The sequence below is a fragment of the Streptomyces sp. So13.3 genome (assembly GCF_005860785.2).
Taxonomy (GTDB): domain Bacteria; phylum Actinomycetota; class Actinomycetes; order Streptomycetales; family Streptomycetaceae; genus Actinacidiphila; species Actinacidiphila fildesensis.
This window is the reverse complement of the sequence record NZ_CP048835.1, coordinates 3,445,930-3,466,225: the sequence shown is the minus strand read 5'-3', so window position 1 is coordinate 3,466,225 and position 20,296 is coordinate 3,445,930. Positions and strand designations below refer to the sequence as shown.

The 20,296-nt window shown below is 65.5% G+C and carries 12 protein-coding genes; 6 read left to right on the top strand and 6 right to left on the bottom strand.

Annotated features, from left to right (window positions below):
• The first annotated feature begins 91 nt into the window (after positions 1-91).
• From C8250_RS15715 to aspS, 3 genes are all read left to right on the top strand, one after another.
• A complete protein-coding gene (locus C8250_RS15715; protein ID WP_138359647.1) occupies positions 92-1,537 on the top strand; it encodes an NF041680 family putative transposase in 1,446 nt (481 codons plus the stop codon).
• A gap of 591 nt (positions 1,538-2,128) precedes the next feature.
• Positions 2,129-3,493 carry a group II intron reverse transcriptase/maturase gene (gene ltrA / locus C8250_RS15710; RefSeq protein ID WP_138359627.1) on the top strand — a complete coding sequence of 455 codons (1,365 nt, stop codon included), beginning with the start codon at positions 2,129-2,131 and terminating at the stop codon, positions 3,491-3,493.
• Positions 3,494-4,413: 920 nt separating this feature from the next.
• Entirely contained in the window at positions 4,414-5,730 is a 1,317-nt protein-coding gene (aspS, locus tag C8250_RS15705) for an aspartate--tRNA(Asn) ligase (protein WP_138356370.1), read from the top strand.
• 113 nt (positions 5,731-5,843) lie between these two features.
• On the opposite strand, the gene C8250_RS15700 is transcribed toward aspS, so the two are convergent.
• Together C8250_RS15700 and C8250_RS15695 are read right to left on the bottom strand one after the other, a co-directional pair.
• Positions 5,844-6,551, bottom strand: a complete 708-nt coding sequence (locus C8250_RS15700) for a restriction endonuclease (RefSeq protein ID WP_138356371.1) — start codon at positions 6,549-6,551, stop codon at positions 5,844-5,846.
• Between the two features lie 82 nt (positions 6,552-6,633).
• Positions 6,634-6,774: a hypothetical protein gene (locus C8250_RS15695; RefSeq protein WP_187144858.1), complete on the bottom strand. Its 141-nt coding sequence runs from the start codon at positions 6,772-6,774 to the stop codon at positions 6,634-6,636.
• A gap of 54 nt (positions 6,775-6,828) precedes the next feature.
• On the opposite strand from C8250_RS15695, the gene C8250_RS15690 reads away from it, so the two are divergent.
• Positions 6,829-7,569 (top strand): tyrosine-type recombinase/integrase, encoded by a 741-nt coding sequence (locus C8250_RS15690; RefSeq protein ID WP_138356372.1) that lies wholly within the window; start codon positions 6,829-6,831, stop codon positions 7,567-7,569.
• A 443-nt stretch (positions 7,570-8,012) separates the two neighbouring features.
• Here the strand turns inward: C8250_RS15690 and C8250_RS15685 are convergent, their stop codons facing one another.
• The 4 genes from C8250_RS15685 to C8250_RS15670 form a co-directional block, all read right to left on the bottom strand.
• Positions 8,013-10,982, bottom strand: coding sequence for an RNaseH domain-containing protein (locus C8250_RS15685; protein WP_187144857.1), 2,970 nt, complete (start codon positions 10,980-10,982; stop codon positions 8,013-8,015).
• A gap of 32 nt (positions 10,983-11,014) precedes the next feature.
• A complete protein-coding gene (locus C8250_RS15680; protein ID WP_164297182.1) occupies positions 11,015-14,338 on the bottom strand; it encodes a hypothetical protein in 3,324 nt (1,107 codons plus the stop codon).
• Positions 14,335-15,606, bottom strand: coding sequence for a hypothetical protein (locus C8250_RS15675; RefSeq protein ID WP_138356374.1), 1,272 nt, complete (start codon positions 15,604-15,606; stop codon positions 14,335-14,337). Before C8250_RS15675 ends, C8250_RS15680 begins: the two co-directional genes overlap by 4 nt.
• A gap of 64 nt (positions 15,607-15,670) precedes the next feature.
• Positions 15,671-16,906, bottom strand: coding sequence for a helix-turn-helix transcriptional regulator (locus tag C8250_RS15670; RefSeq protein ID WP_164297184.1), 1,236 nt, complete (start codon positions 16,904-16,906; stop codon positions 15,671-15,673).
• Positions 16,907-17,466: 560 nt separating this feature from the next.
• Between C8250_RS15670 and C8250_RS15665 the strand changes: the two genes are divergently transcribed.
• Complete coding sequence (locus C8250_RS15665; protein WP_138356376.1) at positions 17,467-19,017, top strand: type I restriction-modification system subunit M; 1,551 nt, start codon at positions 17,467-17,469, stop codon at positions 19,015-19,017.
• Positions 19,010-20,296 (top strand): restriction endonuclease subunit S, encoded by a 1,287-nt coding sequence (locus tag C8250_RS15660; protein ID WP_239150466.1) that lies wholly within the window; start codon positions 19,010-19,012, stop codon positions 20,294-20,296. The genes C8250_RS15665 and C8250_RS15660 overlap by 8 nt, the downstream gene beginning before the upstream one ends.

The following is a 20,296-nucleotide window of genomic DNA, read 5'->3' as shown; positions in this document are numbered from 1 at the left end:
TCACTCACCTGGGCCTTTACCGGACAGGCGGACGGCCTCCGCATGAGCATGCGTTCTGTCACCGAACCGCACTCATACGAAGGCCGCAGGGGTGAGTCTGCTGCATCACAATGCTTGGCACGAGGCACTCGACTTCACGTCACACTTCCGGGAGGACTTCTACGCGTCCCTGACCCGGCGTGGTGACACTCTGTTCGAGCTCACGGACGCGATGCTCTGCGAGAACGGACCGGTGACCTCGCCGGTTGACCTGACGCTGCTGGCCGAACACCGGCGCGGGCACGGCGCGTTGTACGACGCGCTGAACTGCGGGCGTATCGACGTGGACGGGTTGCGGCACGCTCTGGCGATGCTGCCGCAGCCCAAGGCCGCCGACAACCGGATCGTCCTCGCGGTCGACGTGACCCACTGGCTGCGGCCCGACGCCCCGTGCAGCCCGGACCGGCTGTTCTGCCACGTCTACGGACGCAGCGGGCGCTCCAGCGACCAGCTCGTGCCCGGCTGGCCGTACTCGTTCGTGGCCGCCTTGGAGACCGGCCGCACCTCCTGGTGCCAACTCCTGGACGCGAGGCGGCTCGGCCCCGACGACGACGTCGCCGAGGTCACCGCGGCCCAGGTCCGCCGCGTGGTCACCGACCTGATCGACGCAGGCCAGTGGGAGCCCGGTGATCCGGACGTCCTGATCGTCCTCGACGCCGGCTACGACGCCCCGCGCCTGGCCCACCTCCTCGCGGGTCTGCCTGTCGAGGTTCTGGGCCGGATGCGTTCCGACCGTGTCATGCGACGCCCGCCGCCGCCCCGCACCCGCCGGGCCGGCCGCCCGACCCGGCACGGAGGAGTGTTCCGCTTCGCCGATCCGGACACCTGGGGCGCCCCGGACGTGGAAACCATGCAGGTCACCGACCGCTACGGCACCGCTCGGGCTGTGGCCTTCGACCGTCTCCATCCACATCTGACCACCCGCTGTGCATGGATCGACCACACCGGTGAGCTCCCCATCATCGAGGGCACCCAGATCCGCCTGGCGGTCGACAGACTGCCCAGCGGCCAGGACCCGCAGCCGGTCTGGCTGTGGTCCTCGAAGACCGGCATGACCGGTGAGGACGTCGATCTGCGCTGGCAGGCATTCCTCCGCCGCTTCGACATCGAGCACACCTTCCGCATGATCAAGCAGACGTTCGGCTGGACCCGCCCCAAGCTCCGCACCCCCGAGGCTGCGGACCGCTGGACGTGGCTCGTGATCGCGGCCCACACCCAGCTCAGGCTCCTCCGCGAAGCCGCCGCCGACCTTCGTCGCCCGTGGGAGAAGCGAACGGAGCCCGCCCGGCTCACCCCGGCCCGCGTCCGCCGGGGATTTCGCAACCTCCGCCCGCACCTGCACAGTCCTGCCCGTGCACCGAAACCCTCAACACCCGGGCCAGGCCGTCCAGTCGGCTCGAAGAACCGCCATCCCGCCACCCGCCACGATGTGGGCAAAACGACCAGACGCCCCGAGAGCATCACTGAACGCAATCGCCTTAAAGGCCACAAAGGTTAAATTTCAAGCGTACGTCCAGCAGTCCGGGCGTCATCGCAGCTCAGAAGGGATGAGGGTGATGTAACCGGACGTCAAGCTCAGGATAGCCAGCCGGTGAAAGTCCGGTCCGGGGAGACGCCAGGGTCCCCGGTAGCTGACTCCCGGCGTCACCCGAAATGGTGGCGTCGAAGTGGAGTGACAAGCGCCCTCCGGGGGCGTGCAACCGACCAGTCCGCAACATGAAGTGAAGCCTGCAGCGTCGTCATTTAACCCCCGCCCATGGGCGGGCCAAGGAGGAGCCGAGCCTGTGCTTGTTTGGCGAAGGCCACGGAAGGCGATCTCGGACCTGGAGCGGTCGCCGAAGAACCTCCCGGCGTAAGGGGCGTGGAATGGTCGGAAGGTTGTCCTGGGAACTGGAGAGAGCCTCCTCGGCCCCGGGTTTGCGGCCCGGGAAGCGTGACCTTCCTATAACCGGCAGAACCGGGAAATGGAGGGTTGCCGAGAGGCAGTCGGAGGGGGTCGTAGTAGTGATGATCGGCGGGACAACACAACCCGCTGGGAGCGAAGGGCCCCTGCTTCATCGATGCGATTCGCGAACATGGAGGGACTCGGATGAGTGCCGTTTCGGCTAGTTCCATCCGCCGGGAGGAAGGCGCCGCAGGACCGGGCCGTCGTTCTCTGGACAAGGTCCGAACCCTGCAGCGGACGCTTTACCGCTGTGCCAAGCAAGAACCCGAACGCCGGTTTCATACCCTGTATGGCCATGTCCACCGCATGGACGTTCTCAGGCGGGCATGGGCCGGTGTGTGCGCAAACCGAGGAGCCCCCGGTGTGGACGGCATGACCGTCGAGGCGGTGGAAGCCTCGGGGGTGGATGCATTCCTCCAGGACCTTTCGCAGAGACTACGGACGCATACGTATCGTCCGTCGGTGCTGCGACGGGTCCAGATTCCCAAACCGGGGCGGCCGGGCGAGCTCCGGCCGCTTTCGATCCCCACCGTGGCGGACCGGGTGGTGATGACGGCCGCGAAACTGGTCCTGGAACCAGTATTCGAAGCCCAGTTCACCGAGGCGAGCTACGGATTTCGGCCGAAACGGTCCGCGATCGACGCGTGCGAAGCCGTGCGCGTCGCGGCGAACCAGCGGCGGGAGTGGGTGTTCGAGGCCGACATCCGGGACTGCTTCGGCACGATCGACCATGAGGCGCTGATGGCCCAGGTGGCACGGCGTGTGGTGGACCGGTCGATGCTGAAGCTGATCCGGGCCTGGCTGTGGATGGGAGTTCTGGAGGGCGGGGTGACATCCCCGACCGGGGCAGGAACCCCACAGGGCTCACCGATTTCCCCGTTGCTGGCGAATATCGCGCTGCACGTTCTCGATGAGGCGTGGCAGAGCGAAGGCCGCCGGCTGGGGACACTGGTGAGGTACTGCGATGATTTCGTGGTCCTGTCGCCGACCGCACAACGGGCTGAACAGGCCCGTGAATTGGCGGCGCGAGTGCTGGAACAGCTCGGGATGCGCTTGCACCCGGAGAAGACCGGCATCATCTGCCTCACCGGAGGCGGACAGGGCTTCGATTTCCTTGGCTTCCACCACCGGAAGATGGAGTCGTGGAAATGGCGGGGCAAGTACTACTTGCAACGCTGGCCTTCGGCCAGAGCGATGCGGGTGCTGCGGGACAAAGTCCGCGCGGCGACCGCTCGTTCGAAGACTGAACGGCCAGTATCCGCTGTGGTAGCCGATCTCAACCCCGTGCTGCGGGGCTGGGCTGCGTACTTCCGCAACGGGAACTCCGGGCGGAAGTTCAACGTAGTTGATGGCTACGTCCACGAGCGGCTGGCGATTTTCGCCAGCGCGAAACACAGACTCGCGGGCAGGAACTGGGCCACCCGATTTACGTACGGGTGGATCACTCGGCTCGGTGTCTACCGTCTTACCGGAAATGTGCGCAGGGCGACGGCGCATGCCAGCCGGTGAACGATGTCGGAAAGCCGTGTGCGGGAGAACTGCATGCACGGTTTGAAGCGGCGGGGACTGGAAACGGAGCGTCAGCCACCGCGCCAGTCCCCGACCCTACTACAACCCCCCGCCGCATCCAAAAACGCCTCGGCTACCTCAGCCCCATCGAATTCGAGGAGAAGCACTACACCGAACAGGCGACGGCCGAACAAGCGAACCTGAAACCCAGTCGACCCGCTCTGACCAGCTAGTCAACCGCTCCCGCACAGCGGGGGAACCTCAAGGAGATCCGCCACGCAGTTTCAGAACCTCCCTGCGATCCGACAGGAACGCGCTGGCCGTCGCATCGGACGGATCATCGCTGTGCAGGATCGGCGGGCGATCGTGCTGATCAAAGACCCGGACAGCGCCCCAGTGCTGCCCGCAGGTAAGGCCGGGACGTAGCCCAACGAGTCGACGCCTGTGGACCGGGCCGCCGAGGACAGTTCCGAGGCACTGACATATTGACAAGCCTCAAGGCAGCCTCACCAGAGCGAAGCTCTATCGGCATCTCGGACGGCAACTGGCGAATCCCCTGCGCCAAGGATCCTCCGAAAAGAGGATTTTGCTGCGGCGCTGGGCGGATCTTATTCGTTGCGACCCATGCGTCAGCACCCCTATCCTCTTGTGTAACGCGTCGAAGGAGACGAGTAGCCGAGGGACCACGCGAGTCGAGAGAGCTGCCGGTAGCTGAGAAGGCAGCCTCGCGCCCCTTGGTGAAGACCCTCCTGAGCGCGGGGAGAAGAGGCCCTCGGGCCCAATGCCCCGCCGGTTGACCCCCGTCATCGGGTAGGAATGAGGCCGCCGCTGTCTGGTGGCGGCAAAGGCGTGGTGGCACCGCGAGTACCCTTCTCGCCCGCGCTCCCAAGGGATCATGACGACGCCCCCGGAGGGCTGCGATGATCCACACGACAAGCCGCGTACTGGTCTGCGACCTGCGACAATATGTCGGCCAAACCGTTTCGATCTCAGGCTGGGTGAACACTCTCCGCCTGCAGCGCAAGATGCAATTCGTTCTCGTGCGGGACCACACCGGCACTGCCCAGGTGACCCATAAGCGCGACAACAGCGAGCTGGAATCCCGGCTTGAACATTGCACCACCGAGTCCGCCGTCCGGATCGTCGGCCGTGTGGTGGACAACCCGGTGGTCAAGCTCGGCGGCCTGGAGATCGTCCCCGAGTCCTTCGAGATCCTGAACCGAGCCGAGGCACCGCTGCCGATCGACGAGCACACCGGTCTGGAACAGCGCCTGGACTGGCGCTTCCTGGATGTCCGCAGGCGCCCTGCCGCGCAGCTGCTGTTCGCCGTGCAGACCACCCTGGAGCAGGGGATGCGCGAGTTCGCGTACGGCCAGGGCTGCACCGAGATGCACACCCCGAAGCTCATGGGTACCGCGTCGGAGTCCGGGGCTGAGGTGTTCAAGCTCGGCTACTTCGACCGTTCCGCCTACCTGGCGCAGTCGCCGCAGTTCTTCAAGCAGATGGCGATCGCCGCCGGCATCGACCGCGTCTTCGAGATCGGCCCGGTCTTCCGCGCCGAGCCGTCCTTCACCTCCCGGCACGCCACCGAGTTCACCGGCGTGGACGTAGAGCTGGCGTGGATCTCGGACGTCGAGGACGTCATGGTCTTCGAGGAGCAGATGCTCGCCCACGCCATCGCCAAGGTCGCCGAGGTACACGGGGAAGCGGTCCGGGAATTGCTCGGCGTGGAGGTGGTGGTGCCACAGACGCCGTTCCCGCGGGTCACCATGGCGCAGGCGCAGGAGATCCTGCGCGCCAAGGGCTGGGACCCCGAGGGCGTCAAGGAGGACCTGGACTCGGAAGGCGAGCGGGGTATCGCCGCCCATATCAAGGAGCAGACCGGGCATGAGTTCGTGTTCATCACGCACTACCCGACGGGCATCCGGCCGTTCTACCACATGCGGCCCGCCGACCAGCCGGGCCTGACGCTCAGCTTCGACCTGCTGTGGAAGGGCCTGGAGGTCACCACCGGGGCTCAGCGCGAGCACCGCTATGACGTGCTGCTCAAGCAGGCTGCGGAGAAGGGCATGGGCACCGAGCCGTTGCAGGACTACCTGAACGCGTTTCGGTACGGCTGCCCGCCACACGGCGGCCTCGGTATGGGTCTCGGCCGGGTGCTGATGGTCATGCTCGGGCTCGACTCGATCCGCGAAGCCACCTTCCTGTTCCGCGGGCCGAACCGGCTGACCCCGTAAGGCGGTTGTGCCCCGTCCCGATAGGGCCGGGCGCTTGGGGTGCTGCGATCAGGTTGCAGCACCCCAAGCGCACGGGGAATCAGGCCGGCTCCTGGCGAGGAGCTGGGCAGCACCTACGCCGTGCCCTGTTGCCGTTTCCGAGGCGCCCTTTGCCCGCGTGGCGGCCCGCCGCCGGTCCCACTCAACGGCAGGAGGGAGGTCAGGGGCGCTCCGCTGTTCCAGGAGCCGAACAGGTCACGGTTGAGGGCGACGATGTTGTGTTTGACGGCGAGGTCCCGGGCGGCCTTGCCGTACGCGCAGGTGGCGACGAACAGGGCGACGTCCGCGTGGTGCTCTGCGAAGGCCATGCCGACGAACTTCTGCATGTCACCGCTGGGCACCGAGCGGTGGGGCGCGTAGTGCTTGACCTGTACGACCAGTCGCCGGCCGTCGGGCATGCGGCCGATGACGTCGGCCGCCAGATCCCCTGAGCCGCCGCTCACGAAGACGTCGGTGCAGCCGTCACGGCGGCACAGCTCCGCCACGTAGTGCTCGAAGTCCTGCCAGCTCATGGCGTCGATAGCAACCATGGACCGTTCCAGCTCCATCCGGCGGTTCTGCTCTCGCCACACCTGATCACCGGCCCGCTCGCGCCGATGCGCCCGCCACCCGCACCAGCACACCGCACCCACACCGCCGGCGACTCCGACCCCCAGCACGATCCAGGGGACCTGCCAGAGAGCGAAGAGCACCACTGCGACTCCGCCCGATACCACAGCTGCTCGCTGACGCAGTTCGCGTCGCCACTGCGCCTTGGAACGGCGTCCCTTTCGTTTGGGCATGGAGTTCCCCTCCCCGTTGGTGAACTGCTGGGCAGTGTGGGAGTGCGGGGCGGTACTGCCAAGGCGGCGTTTCCAGCCATGATCAGTAGCGGGTGTTCCGCAGGTCGGTCAGCCATGCCTGCTCGGGGTGCTCATCCCAGTGTCTGCGCAGAGCGATCTCCCGTGCCGCGTAGCAGCCCTGGTGGCACAAGCCGCCGAAGCGGCCGAGTAGGGAGACGGGCAAGCGCGAGCGCGCTGCAAGCGCCTCTATCGGAACCCCTGCAAAGGGAGCAGCACCATCAAGCCGCCCAAGAGGCCCGAGCGCAGAGCGCGCTCCTGGGAGCAGTGCCGCGTCGATGCCGTCCGCAAGGGGCTACCGGAGCGCTACCGGGTGATGCTCGACCTCGGTCTCGGCTGCGGGCTGCGGCAGGGAGAGACGTTCGCCTTCAGCCCGGTCGATGTGCGTGGCGACTCGGTACACGTCGAGCGGCAGATCCTGCAGTACCGGTCGCAGTTGTACTTCGGGCCGCCGAAGGGCGGCAAGGAGCGCGACGTTCCCCTGGCCGCGGCACTTGCCATGCGGCTGCACTCACACCAGGAGCGACTGGAGTCCGTCCTGGTCACGCTGCCGTGGCTTGATCCGGAGGAGCCGGACCTGCCGCGCGAGAAGCGACGCACCGTAACGGTCCCCCTCCTGGCCACGACGACCAGGGGCGGTGCGATCAACAGCAGCACCTGGAACACCCTGACGTGGAAGCCGGCCCTGGCCAAAGCCGGAGTGATAGCGCACCTTCCTCGACCACCGTTGGGGCAGAAGGCCACTCGTATCTGGGAGCCGAGCCGAGAGCACGGCTTCCACATCCTGCGCCACACCTACGCCTCGGTCATCCTCGGGGCGGGAGAGTCGATCGTGTCGTTGGCGAGGTGGCTCGGCCACTCCGACCCGGCCTTCACGCTGCGGTCCTACACCCACTTCATGCCGCAATCCGGCGCACGCGGACTATCTGCGCTCGAGGCGTGGTTCACCGATCTCTACTGAATCTCCCAGGGAAAAGTCCCAAAAGGGCACAACCGATCGTTCGGCCACGTAAACCCGCAGGCCCCAACGTGATCATTGTCATGTTCAGGAGAACCCGGCGTACAGGCCGACTCGTCCGCCGCCACCAGCGGCTTTGCACCGGAAAGGGCCTCTGACCTGCGTCGGAGGCCCTTTCCGGTCTTTCAGGGGCTTGCCTCTTTAGACGGCGAAAAGTCCCCGGAAAGTCCCCCAGACAGACCAAAAAGTCCCCGAAAAGTCCCCGGAGCCCGCCACGTTGCAGCGGGGATCCTTGGCGGTTAGCTCCCCATCGGTGAGTCGCAGGTGAGCCAGAGGCTGGCCCACCTGTGCTCGTGTCAGACGGAAAGGCAGGCCGCTCAACGCCACGTCAGCGGCCAGGAAGACAGGTCGGCCCTTCGCGGCATCGCGGTCTGCGTGTTTCGCGGCTATTCGTCGGCGGCTTCGTCTCCCTGCTCCTCGGGCGGCGCCGACCGCCGGTACTGGGGGTGGTCGAGGTCGAGCTGTTTGGCTGCGTGCAAGGGGACGGGGTAGCGGGAGCGGTCGGACCAGGCGATGGTCTGGTGACACAAGCGGGCGGTCGCCCGGGCGAGCATTGCCCGGTCGACCTCGTCGGCCACCCCAACTGGGTAGATCTCGGTCGCCGTGACAGCCCACCATGGTGACTTGAGTTCGTTTGTCTCCCGCTCGCCGTCCTCGCCGCCCTTGCCCGGGTCGGCGTCCCAGCGAGTGATGGTCTTGCCCAGGTCTCCGCCCTTGGCCTGGTAGTTGCGTGGGACGTTGAACAGGATCCAGAAGGGATTTCCGAAGTCGACGTCGGCGCGGTGTAGTTTGGCCGATGCGAACAGGATGGATTCCTTCTCGGTTTCGGGATCGCTTTCGCGTGGGACGGGAACGTACTGGGGCACCTCGTTGGGGGCGACGTTCATCCGGATGACCGCGCTCGGCTTCTTGCGGGGTGCGTTTTTGCCCTTGCCGTGCCCTGGCAGCCAGGTACGCGGATCGGTGATGTCCTCTTCCTGGTAGCTCTGATTCTCGTTGTGCAGGCCCGTCCACATCCGTCGGCAGGCGTGCCCGTCGACCATGACGACGTAGCCCATGCCGGGTTCCAGCTCGTCGCGTACGAGGCTGGAAAGGGCGTCTTCGACGTGTGCTGCAGCTTCTGCCCAGCGTTCCTTGTCCGTCTCGCCCTTGCCGTCGACGTGAAGTGCGTAGTCATTGGCGTGGAAGGCAGCGATTGCTTCCCGATAGGGCACCCAGGCCCCGATGTGGGGCGTCCATGCGCGCATCGTCCAGGCGCCGCCCTCCTCTTCCGGCGGGAACAGGGCGGTGACAACGATGATGCGTTTGGTGTGCCTGCCGTCGGCGGTCTTGGCCTGCCGGCGGGCGTGGATCCCGCAGTAGACGAGGTTCCCGGCCTCGTGACTCTTCTTGTCCTTCGCGATGGCCCGCGCGAGGCGCTGGTCGATGATCCCGAGTGAGCGGTACAAATCGAGGAGCGCCATGTAAGCGGCGTGGTCTTTCCCCGGCTTCGGAGGACTGATTTCTGTTGCGGGGTTGCCGAAGGATCCGGGTTTCATCCCCTTGGTGAACTGGCAGACGAAATTCTTCTTGGCCAGGAAGCGGCGGACTTGGAACTTCCCGTCATAGCGTTCCTTGCGCAGAAGGAAGGCGAGTCGCTTCTCTCCGTCCTTCTTCTTCAGGGCCGGGATCTCGGTCTCACACCAGACGCCAACCATCACCTGCGACTCACTGTCGGCGAAGTCGTCTTCGAAGGGTTTGAACTCGACGGTCCTGTTGATGTCGTCGCCGTGTGACAGGAAGCGCTCGGCCTGCCGGAACACCACGCTGATGCCGGGAGCGAGGAAGATCTCCTCGCCTGGTTTCGGATCGCCGATGGGCGGGCTGTCCGGGAAGGCCAGGGACAGCGCGTTGATCATGCGCAGGCGGGTGTTCCAGCGATACCACAGGCATACGATCCGCAAGTGCACGAAACCCTGGGCCTTCACGGAGGCAGCGACCTCTTCGGGCGGAGGGAAGCCGATGCTGTGCAGGAGTTCGCCGGCTTCGATGCGGGCTGCGCGCTCCTGCGGGACCATCTTCTGTTTGTCCGTGGGGCGCGGCTCGAAGGTCATCGGTTCCACCGTGAAGTCGACCCAGGTGGCCTTCTCGCCCAGCACCTTGGAGACGTGTTCGGCCAGGAGCCGCAGGTGGAGGGTGCCGGGTCCCGTGCCGACAGCGAAGTTGTCGTTCTGCGGCATGAGCGGGCGGATGACACCGGGATCAGGGGTGATGAACGAGGGGAATGCCCTCTCTTCGGCGGCCTTCTCCAGTAGGGCCCGCTCTTCGGTGACGCGCGTGTTCAGCGCTTGCAGGACGCTGAGGTCCATCTCGTCGCGTGCGAGCAATTCCAGGGCGCGCTGGTTGACTGCTCGGACGCTGCCGTTGCGTACTAGTTCGGTGTGGAGAATCGGCAGATCGTCGTTGCCCTGGTAGATGTGCGTGGACCGGGCATAGACCATGTTGCTCTGGACGCGGGTGACGTGGGCGTCCAGGAAGATTACGGGGTGGACGATGTTGGGCTCGGTCTTCATGGCCACCGAGAGCCGGGACATCGCGTACTGGCCCTTGGTGGCTTCGTTGACCTCGGTTGCGTCGTCACGGAGGTTGTACTTGCGTCCGAAGGGACGGTCCCAGGCGATGAGGCCGCCCCTGCTGTCGGGGACGTAGGTGACTTCCCTTTTGTTCGAGTTGGCCTTCCAGCCGATCGTGCGGTTCTTGTAGACCTGTTCACCGTTGGCGTCGAGCTTGGGGGAGCCGTCCTTCTCCTTGTCGGCGACCTTCTGCGTGATCGGGACGAGATCGTAGATGGTGAACTTCTCCTTGGCGAGCTTCTTGGAGATCACCCAGGGCACGGCGATGTACATCCAGTCGGGGCACTTCGGCTGCCTGCCCGACCGGGGTTTGAGGAATTTCGTCATCTCGAACTCTTGCTCGGGTGTTTTCGCGATGGCTTCGGCCACCGGCGGTACGTCGAGGAGGACGGCCTGGTCGGTGTTCAGCCCCTTGCTGTAGCCGATGACGCACCGGAAGACGTGGCGCAGGGTCTCGTCGTCGATCTTCTCCAGAGAGACCAGGAAGTTGAGGTACCGGTCGAGGTGGACGTACCCGCCGGTCTTGAACTTCAGGTAGGTCAGGGCGGTTGAGTACGGCAGGTTCTTCTTCTCGTCCGGATGCTGCTGGCTTTTCTGCTCGCCGTCGCCGTCGCCTTTCAGCTTCTCCCATTCATCCCGCACGCTGCGTGGGAAGATCCGTACGTACACCTTCTGGCCCTGGACGAGTTCGGGGGTGCAGCGCAGGGTGAGGGTGCTCGGAAGAGTCGCGGTGGTGTCGCTCAATGCTGTGATCTCTTTCGGGAAGAAGCGCTGGGCTATGCGGAGAGGGCGAGGTCGACGCCTGCGTAGGTCAGGAAGGCGTTGACCGCTTCGCCGTATAGTTCGGCCATCTGCCGGCGTTCTTCCGGCAGCCATCGGCTGGCCATGCGTTCGATGATGCTGGCCAGGTCGGAGCTCCATGTCTCGTCGTGGAAGGCGTAGTCCACGAAGTGCAGTTCCATGTTGGTACCGCCGCGTCGGGCTCGGCCGGCGAGCTGGATGAGGGACACCAGCATTCCGGCGACCATCTGTTCCTGGAGGACGAGGTCCATGGTCGACAGCTGCGGAGAGGAACGCAGAATGGTGGCCAAGTGATCGCGTGCTGCAGTGCGAGCCGTCTGCAGAGCCTGGACGGGATCGGACGCACCGGACGCGGGCAACGAGTTGATGCCTGCGGCGTTGACACTGCCGTACATCCAGGTGGGATCGTCGATGATCAGCGGGGGCCTCACGCACAGGTAGATGGAGTGGATGGCTGAGCGGAGATTGACGACGATGTTGAGTCCTCTGGCGATGTTAGCCAGGGGGGCGATCAGGATGTCGCCGAATTGGGGGAATTCCTCGACCTCTTCGACGGTGATGCGGCGGACCAGTGACGGGTCGGGGAGGTGGCGGACATTGCTGAGGCGGTCTTCTTCCCGGACGAGGACGCACACGCGGTGGGAGAGCCCTTTCGCCTTGGCGATTCCGGTGGCGATGTGGCCGCACTGTTCGTAGCTGTTGGCGGTGAGGATCACGCGGGCGCGGGTGCGGGTCGATTCCGATTTGGCCAGGCGCGTGAGTTTCCTCGACAGCTTTGTCTCGTACAGGCGTTCACCGATTTCGCGCAGGGCTTCGGGCTTGTCGGAGGGGAACTGGCCGGCGATCGGGATGCGTTCTCCGGACTTTCGGTGGCCGTTGCCGTAGGTGACGGCCGAGGACTCGACCAGGATGGATTCTTCCTGGGCATCGGTCATCCACCACATCACTGGGGCGTGGACATGTTCCTTGACTGCTTGGGGGAAGTAGGCCGTAGCGGAGAGCCCGAAGATGGGCCGCTCCACGCCGGCGGTGATCAGTGAGACGAGTCCGCCGAGTTCCGCCACGTAGGTGTGCGGGTCGCCGGCCATGTGCTGCGTGGAGAGCTTGGCGTCCTTCTCCGGGTTCTTCATGCCGGTGACCCGGTAGCCGTTGATGGGCCTTCCGATTGTTCCGTGCGGAAGTACGTCGGCGATGCCGCCGGAGCGCATCGAGTCGATGATGCGGTTGGCGGTGAGCAGCCCGGAGTGACGCAGGGACTGGGCGGTGTCGCGCAGAACGGCGAGCGACCCGTCCAGTTCGCTCATCAGCGTGCGGATGAGGAGGTGGTCAATGGCCCGGTTGCGTGTGCGGCCGTCGCTGAGCATCGGGGCGAGGGCCTCGTGGAGCCTGAGTTTGAGCGCATCGCGCTGGTTGATGCCGCGCGGGGACACGACGGCTCCGAGGACGCTGCTCACTCGTTCCCACTCGGGGTCCAAGAGCATGGGTGTAGGAGCTGTCTCGTCGTCTTCGCCGAGGTCGGGTGCCGGTACCAGGGCGTTGAGTCGGTGGAGGGCCTCGGCGGGAAGCGGCTGGCCGTCGCTGACCTGGTATTCGGGGAACAGGAGGTTGATGAGTTCGCGGTCCTTGGAGTGGGGCAGGCGCCAGCCCTCGTAGTCGTATTCGTGCCTCATCCGCGGGACTCGGGCGTCGTCGTGGTGGTTGAGGCGGAATGCCTTGGTGCACAGGCCGGTTAGCAGGGACTCGGCCATGAGCCGGACGTGGCTGACCGGTTCGAGGAGCTGGTCCTCGAAGCGCAGAGGAAGGTGCTTGGCGGCGGTGTCCATCACCTGCGGTTCTGCGGTCCACGGGCGCCGGGAGTGCAGGTCGACCGTGGTGGCGCAGCGGTCCACGGCGACGGCCTGGAAGGCGTCGATCTCGTCGATGATGACGAGATCGCTGGCGCGGAGCACGAACTCGCGGACGGTGACGGACCGGACCGGGCGGCCGTCGATCTGGATGCCCACCCGCATGGTGCCCTGGATGAAGTTGTGGTGGTTGGTGACGATCACCGTGGCGTCAGCGGCCTGGTAAGCGGGGGTGAATTTGCCGCAGGTCGGGATCCAGGGGCAGGCCAGCGTCTCTCCGCCGCCGCGCAGGCTCAGGCAGTTCTCCTTGCCGGGGCGGTAGACGCCGGCGGAGTCGAGCCAGTGCTGCTGTGCGCATCCATAGGCGAGGTGGTCGACGTCACGGCGGCCTCGCTTGCCCCATTCCCCGGGGGCGTCGGGGTCCTCCTTGACGAGGGCCGCGTGCTTGAGGGCCCGCTCGTGCCGTGAAAAGGGCGACATCAGCGGAGCGCACGTCGCCAGGTGCTCGGTCTTGCCCGCCTCGTGCAGGATCTCGAGGTCGTGGCTGATGTCCCAGACGGAGGCGAGCGTGGCCTTCACATCAGGGACGAGGAGGGTGATGCGGTAGTCGTTGAGCGCGGCCCACGAGCCCAGGAGACGGACCAGCACGGACTTACCGGTTCCGGTTGGCGCGTGGAAGATCTGGGTCCGGCCGGCCAGGAGGTCCAGCACGTTGACGGTGTCGGTGTCGCGGGCCTTGACCCGGTCGAGCAGGCCCGTCAGCACCTTGTGCAACCAAGGGCCAGCCTCTGTGTCCTCGTATTGGGTGTCCAGGAGCTGTGCGATGTCCTTGAGATCTTGGACGTAGACCGGGACCGTGCCGACGTTGGGCCGGGTGGTGATGGAGGGAAGCGTGTCGTGGCCGAGGGGCTGAGTGAAATCGGGAAAGCGGGGGATGGTCACGCGCCCGTGGACGATCTCGTTTCCCTCGGTGCGTTCACTCGTCTCGTACGTCTGGCCCGGCGCTGCGAACTCGTGGGGCTTGCGCCGGCTGCTCGGCCGCCGGTAGGGCGCGAGAAGGCTCTTGGCGTAGCCGAGGTAATCCCCTCCCAACAGGGGGTAGGCCGCGGTGGCGGTGAGAGGATCACCGGCCAGGGTGAATAGCCGGAGGGTGGTTTCCTCGTCCTCCTCGTCGGCGCTGTCCATGGCGCCCAAGAGGATCCGCGCGGCGGAGGCGAACCGCTTCTCGTCGGCGAGGTCGGGGTTGCTGAGCTTCATCACCTCGGCCACGAGCAGTCGTTCCTCACTGCTCAGCTCATGCCACCTCTCCCATGCCTGGGGTTTGCAGCTGGCGAAGAACGCCGCGTGACGGAAAGAGGCCAGCGGCTTGCCGTCGTCATCCTGCTGCGGGAAGTAATGGGCGGCCAGGGCCAGCGCGGCTCGGACGAAGGCGTCCCTGACAGTCATCTGGCTCATGTCCACACCACCCCGGCGCTCCGGCAGACCATCTTGGCGAAGTCGGTCATGGTCGCGGCCTTCATTCCGTACTTGTGGCAGGTCACAGTCAGCAGGGGGAGCTGGTCGGCCCGGTGGTCGGGAACGACGAGCCATTCGGCGCCGCCCTTGTCGCCCTCGTTGCGGTGCAGGCTCTCGGCCAGGACACGGCCGTGCGTGTAGTCCTTCACATCCACTGTGAAGACGTGCGTGCTCCCGTCAGGGCCCTTGACCTCGATGCGATGGTCGTAGGCATCGCTCATCGGCCAGAGCCTGACGGCCTCGTTTACATTTGCCATTGCGGCGGCCAGCCGCTCCCGCAGAACGGCGTGCAGACGCAGCTCGTGCAGGCCGGGCACGCAGGTGTAGCGCCACACGCCCCGCTTGAGGGCCAGATGCCCCTCAACCGGCTTCGCCTCCGGCACGGCACCGGTGGTGCCCAGGGCGAGCGCTGCCTCGTGCGGAGCCGGTGTGTCGGGACTGTCCGGATGCAGCTGCGGCGCGTCTCCGGACGTGGGCCGGAACATGAAGCTGGCACCGGTATCGGCGTGACGGCCGTACAGGCAGGCGACCCGGTAGTACTCGCGGCCCGCACTCATCCGCTTGCTGATCTTCATGGGCCACTCGCACACCGTGCAGGGAAACCACCAGGTGCGGTAGACGGCGTGGTAGGGGATCGGCTCGTAGAAGCCGATCGCGTTGAGAGGCAGGCCGCGCTTGTTCAGCTCTGCAGGAGTGCCGGCCGGGCATTCCACCAGGGTGGTGCGGTCCTTGACGTACTGGGCGTCACCACGGCCCTTGAGGATCTCGTACATCTGATCCTGATCGATCTCGTCCTGAAGCTGCTCCTCGGTGAACCGCATCCGGCCGATCCGCCGAAGCCGCTTCAAAATCCGGTGCAGCTGGGAGGTCTCCCACTGCAGATCGAAGGCGCTCCCGGTGACGCAGCCCTCGGCGTCGACAACGGGAAAGTCGAGATCGCCGAAGCCGGACCGGTCCAGCCACGGCGGGAGCAGGCCCTCGATGGGGCCGCGCAGCCTTCGGCGGAACTCGCCGAACGACAGCGGCACGCCGGGGCCGTACGCGGCGAGCAAGATCCCGTGGTACCGCATCAGCTTCTCGGCCCGGTCCCTCGGGCTCAGGTCCGGGGTGGTGATCGTCTGACAGGCTTTGATGAAGGTGAAGTTGATCAGGCGGAACGCCTCGAAATGCGAGAACATCAGGCCGTCATCATCGACATGGGTCGTCACGGGAGACGACGGTAGAGCACGGGTCTGACAATGCTCCCGGAATGGCCTCGGACCGCCTAAATGATCATTGAGGCGGAGGCGCCGCAGCTGGGTACATCTCCGTGTAGACGTGCAGGTAGGAGGCAATGTGCTGCTGCCCGAGAGCGGTGGTGTGCCACCGGTATTCGAGGACGTGTGTATCGCCCGGTGCCATCCGGGGACGTAGTTCGATGAAGCCTCTGCTGGGACGCGCCTGGCGCTTCGGCCGATAGCCGACAGCCAAGTAGAACAGGGACTTGCCCGTCAGCTCGCTCTCGTGGAGACCTTCCGGTCCGGCCCCGGCGACACGGAGCAGAACGCCCCACAACCATTCAGACAGCAGATGCGCGGGAGGCGCCGACTCCGCGGGCTGTCCCAGCCCGGCGCGGGCGCATGCACGGCCGCGACGCGTAATCTCCACGAGGGTCCGGTCCACCTCGCCGATTCCCGGAACCTCTACGCGGTCCTTGGTCACTCTGATCAGTCCCAGCCGCTCTAGGGAGTGGAGGGTGGCCCCGGCCCCTTGATCGTGGACGTCAGCGCTCCGCAGCCGCTGTTGAAGGCGCGTGTGGCCGACTACTTCGCTGGGTGCGTCGAGAGCGAACGGCAACTTCCGCCACTGCTTGGCCGGCGGAACCCTGGCCTGGTTCTGTCGGCGCATCCACATCTCCGTTTCAGTCATCTGGTCGTCGCGCAGGATTTCCCCCAGATAGACCCTCTGCCGTTCATTCAGTGCCTCCCAGCCGTCGACCGCTGACGCCGGCGGACCGGGCCGCTCCCGCTCGGGCAGACGCGGGGGATCATCAGCGGGCCGTGTACGCATCCAGGCGTCCATCACCATGCGGACCGGCACTTCGTAGACGGTCGCCAGCTGCTGCACGAGCCGACCCGTGTGCGCCGGCTCCCTCCAGTTCCAGCCGGACACGTGACGGCCGCGCTCCAGGCTGCGGACTTTATGTGCGTCCACGAACAGATCACGGCCGACGGTAGTCGCGCGAAGGCGGGTGGCGATCTCTTCTGCGGTGAGACCAGCGGCATAGCGGAGGTCAACCAGCGTCTCGGACCCGCTGGGCGTGCCCGTGAGGTCGGCGGTGGCGCAGCCCAGAGCATCGGCGAGCCGCCGCACGTTCCTGGCTTCAGGCACATACCTGCCTTCCTCCCAGTACACGACCACGCGGTACGTGACCCCCACAAGATCAGCAAGCTCCTGCAGGGTGAGACCAGCCTGCTCGCGCAGCCTCCTGATCTTGGTGTGCTCAATGGCTAGCAGATGCCTCGGCATACTCGCAGGGAACCTCAGTGAAGACTTCATGGCAACTGTTCCGCGCCGGGTAGCTGTCAGTGTGGAGGTGACAAGTGAGTGCGGAGGCAGGCCTGTAGCCCAGAGAGCAGCATGATCGTGTCCCGGGATCGAGTCGCCAGAAGCGAGGGTGTAGACAGCGCCGTCCTCCAGGAGCGCATCGAGGCCGCGTCATGTACCTGCCGGGCGGGCGATTGAAGGGGTGGCCTGTCGACCACTAGAGGGTGGGGGCGTCAGACGTCGTATAAGGGGCGGTCGCCGACGCGTCCGCGCCATCGGACGGTCAGGCCCACGGCGTCGCTGTGGCGCCGTCTCCATCAGTCCCTCGGGGCGTCGCCTATTGGGCGGCGCGATTGCCGTATTTCGTGGTTCTGGGGAGGGATATCGTTGGCGGGTCGTCCGCAGAGGGATGCCACGCCCCGCACATGTCCACATCGCGGCATGTCCGCTGGTGCGCGCCGGCATCCCCGTGCTGGGCTGACTGATAGGAACACCACGACCTTCGGGTCGCCACCTGTGACGAGCAAGGACACCCCCGCCTGATGGCAGTGACCCAGCAGGAGATCGAGAACCGGTTGTGGGACGCCGCCGACGAGCTGCGTGTGGCGATGCCCGAAGCGCAGTACTCCTCGGTCGTCTTCCCATTGATGTTCTGGAAGTATCTGTCGGATACCTGGGAGCACACTCACCAGACCTTCCTCAAGGAGAACGAGGGCCTCGACCTATCAGCCGAGGAAGCCGACGAGGTCGAGTACAGCAACTACCAGACGTTCAAGATCCCGTTCATCTTCCCTGGTACTGTCGCCGAGAGCCGTGCCTCTTGGTCATCCATCCTCGCCACCGTCGCCCAGCACGGCCTCGGCCAGCGGGTTCGCGCTTCTCTCCACGCCATCGAGTCGGCCAATCCTGACAAGTTCTCCCGTCTGTTCGGGTCCATGACCTGGACCTCCGAAGCGGTGCTGCCGGGGGAGGTGCTGGCGTCGGTCATGCGGGCGATGAACCGCACTCCGAAGATGCACGAGGGCAACATGTCCCACGACGTGCTCGGTGGAGCGTACGAATACCTGCTCAAGCGGTTCTCGGACGGGTCCGGTACCCGTGCCGGCCAGTTCTTCACGCCGCGCGAGGTCGTCGAGCTGATCATCGAACTGCTGGGCCCCAAGAACCATGAGTCGGTGTACGACCCGACCTGCGGGTCAGGCGGCATGCTCATTGCCGCCGCGAACCTTCTGAAGGCCCACGGCGGGCGGGGGTACACACTCAGCCTGAACGGGCAAGAGGCGGTAACGGATACCGCAGGTGTGGCCCGCATGAACCTCTTCATGCACAACCTGACCGAGTTCAAGGTCGAGGTCGGCGACACCTTGAAGGACCCGCGCTTCAAGAAGCCTGACGGGTCCGTCAAACAATTCGACGTGATTGTCGCCAATCCGCCCTACAGCCTGAAGTGGCGGCCCTGGACCAACGACCCCCGCGCTATCGGAGGGGTCGCCCCACAGTCGTCGGCCGACTGGGCATTCGTGCAGCACATGATCGCCAGCATGGATCCGAAGACGGGCCGCGTCGGCGTCGTCCTGCCGCACGGCGTCCTCTTCCGAGTGGGTCAGGAGGCAGCCATCCGCCAGCGCATCCTGGACTACGACCTCCTGGAAGCCGTGATCGGACTGCCCGCGAACCTCTTTTACAGCACGACGATTCCGACCTGCATCCTCGTATTCCGCGCCCCCGGCACCAAGACTCCGGAGCGGAAGGACGGCGTGCTGTTCATTGACGCTTCCGCACGGTTCACCAAAGCTAAGAACCGCAACGTACTCACTGACGTAGACATCACCGACGTCGTGACCGCTTATCACTCGTATTCCGACAGCGACGGAGCGGCTGGCCTCTCTGCGCGGTTTGTCCCCACCACAGAGATCGTGGCGAACGGTTACGACCTCAACATCGGCCGCTACATCAAGCAGGCCGCCGCCGAGCAGGAGGACCTCGGCACCCTCATCGACGCCTACAACATCGCCCGGGCAGAGCGCCAAAAGACCGAGCAGCACATGCTCGCGGTCCTCTCTGCCGCAGGGATCGAGGGCTTCGATGAATGACTGGCAGCAGATCACCCTCGGTGACCTGGAATCTCCTCTGCGTCGCGAGGTAGCCGTTCCGCCGCAGGGATCGAGGGCTTCGATGAATGAGGGCTATCCGCTTCGTCCGCTCGGGGAGGTTATGCGCCTCGACATCCAGCGCACACCGATGAAGCCTGCAACTGCGTATCGCCTGGCAGGGGTCCTGAATGCAGGAAAGGGGGTTATCGATAAAGGCGAACTCGACGGCGGAGATACGGAGTACGCAGCAATGAACGTGCTGCACGTTGACCAGGTCGTGATGCGGAAACTGACCGCGTGGGAAGGACCGATCACCGTAGTACCTGTCGAGTTCGACGGATTCGTCGTCAGCAACGAATTCCCGACGTTCACGCTTGGTCCAGAACTGATGCCCGACTGGATGAGGCACGTCTGCCGCTCACCACAACTGTGGGCAGAGATGAAGAACCGAGTGAGCGGGACAGTTCAACGGCGCAAGCGCCTCAACCCAGAGCAACTCTTGCAGATCCAACTTCCGATCCCACCCCGCGAGGTACAAGCGCGGATCGTCGACACGCTTGATGCAGTGGATGCCCAGGTCACCGCACTCGATACGGAGGCGGGTGCGCTTCGAGACGTGCTTCGCCGCCTCCGCGCCGACTCGATGACCGACGGTTCAGCCGATGAAGTCCGCGCGGACGAAGCTTTTAGCATCACGATGGGGCGCCAGCGCTCACCACAACGTGCCACCGGCCCGAACATGACTTCATACCTACGGTCTGCCAATGTCGGCTATGGAACCCTCGACCTTTCCGATGTACTTGAGATGGACTTCAACCCGAGCGAGCGCGAGACTTTCGCGCTCCGCTACGGGGACGTCCTCGTCTCCGAGGGGAGCGCGAGCGAGACCGCAGTGGGAATGCCAGCCATGTGGCGGGACGAGATCTCCGCTCCGGTCTGCTTCCAGAACACACTGCTTCGCTATCGCGCCATCCAAGGCGTCAGCATTCCGGCGTTCGTCAAGCACTGGTGCCTGTGGGCGTACGAGTCCGGTCAATTCCGTGACGTCGCTGGCGGAACTAACATCAAGCACATCGGGTCTAGACGGGCGGTCCAGATGCTAGTGCGGCTGCCGAGCGTCGCCGACCAGGAGCGCATCGCGACAGAGCTCGACTCGATGAGCGAGGTCGTCGCGGCGACCCGCGCGGAGGCTGCGCGCCTCCGTGCGGCCCGGGCTGGGCTGCTAGCGGGGCTACTGAACCGCACCATCGAGATTGAGTCTGCCTACTTGGGGGTCTGA

Excerpts from the sequence above, each read along its gene's own strand:
- C8250_RS15660 (WP_239150466.1), top strand. The coding sequence starts at position 19,010 with ATGAATGACTGGCAGCAGATCACCCTCGGTGACCTGGAATCTCCTCTG.
- C8250_RS15700 (WP_138356371.1), bottom strand. The coding sequence starts at position 6,551 with ATGCCCAAACGAAAGGGACGCCGTTCCAAGGCGCAGTGGCGACGCGAA.
- C8250_RS15665 (WP_138356376.1), top strand. The coding sequence starts at position 17,467 with ATGGCAGTGACCCAGCAGGAGATCGAGAACCGGTTGTGGGACGCCGCC.
- aspS (WP_138356370.1), top strand. The coding sequence starts at position 4,414 with ATGATCCACACGACAAGCCGCGTACTGGTCTGCGACCTGCGACAATAT.
- C8250_RS15680 (WP_164297182.1), bottom strand. The coding sequence starts at position 14,338 with ATGAGCCAGATGACTGTCAGGGACGCCTTCGTCCGAGCCGCGCTGGCC.
- C8250_RS15670 (WP_164297184.1), bottom strand. The coding sequence starts at position 16,906 with ATGCCGAGGCATCTGCTAGCCATTGAGCACACCAAGATCAGGAGGCTG.
- ltrA (WP_138359627.1), top strand. The coding sequence starts at position 2,129 with ATGAGTGCCGTTTCGGCTAGTTCCATCCGCCGGGAGGAAGGCGCCGCA.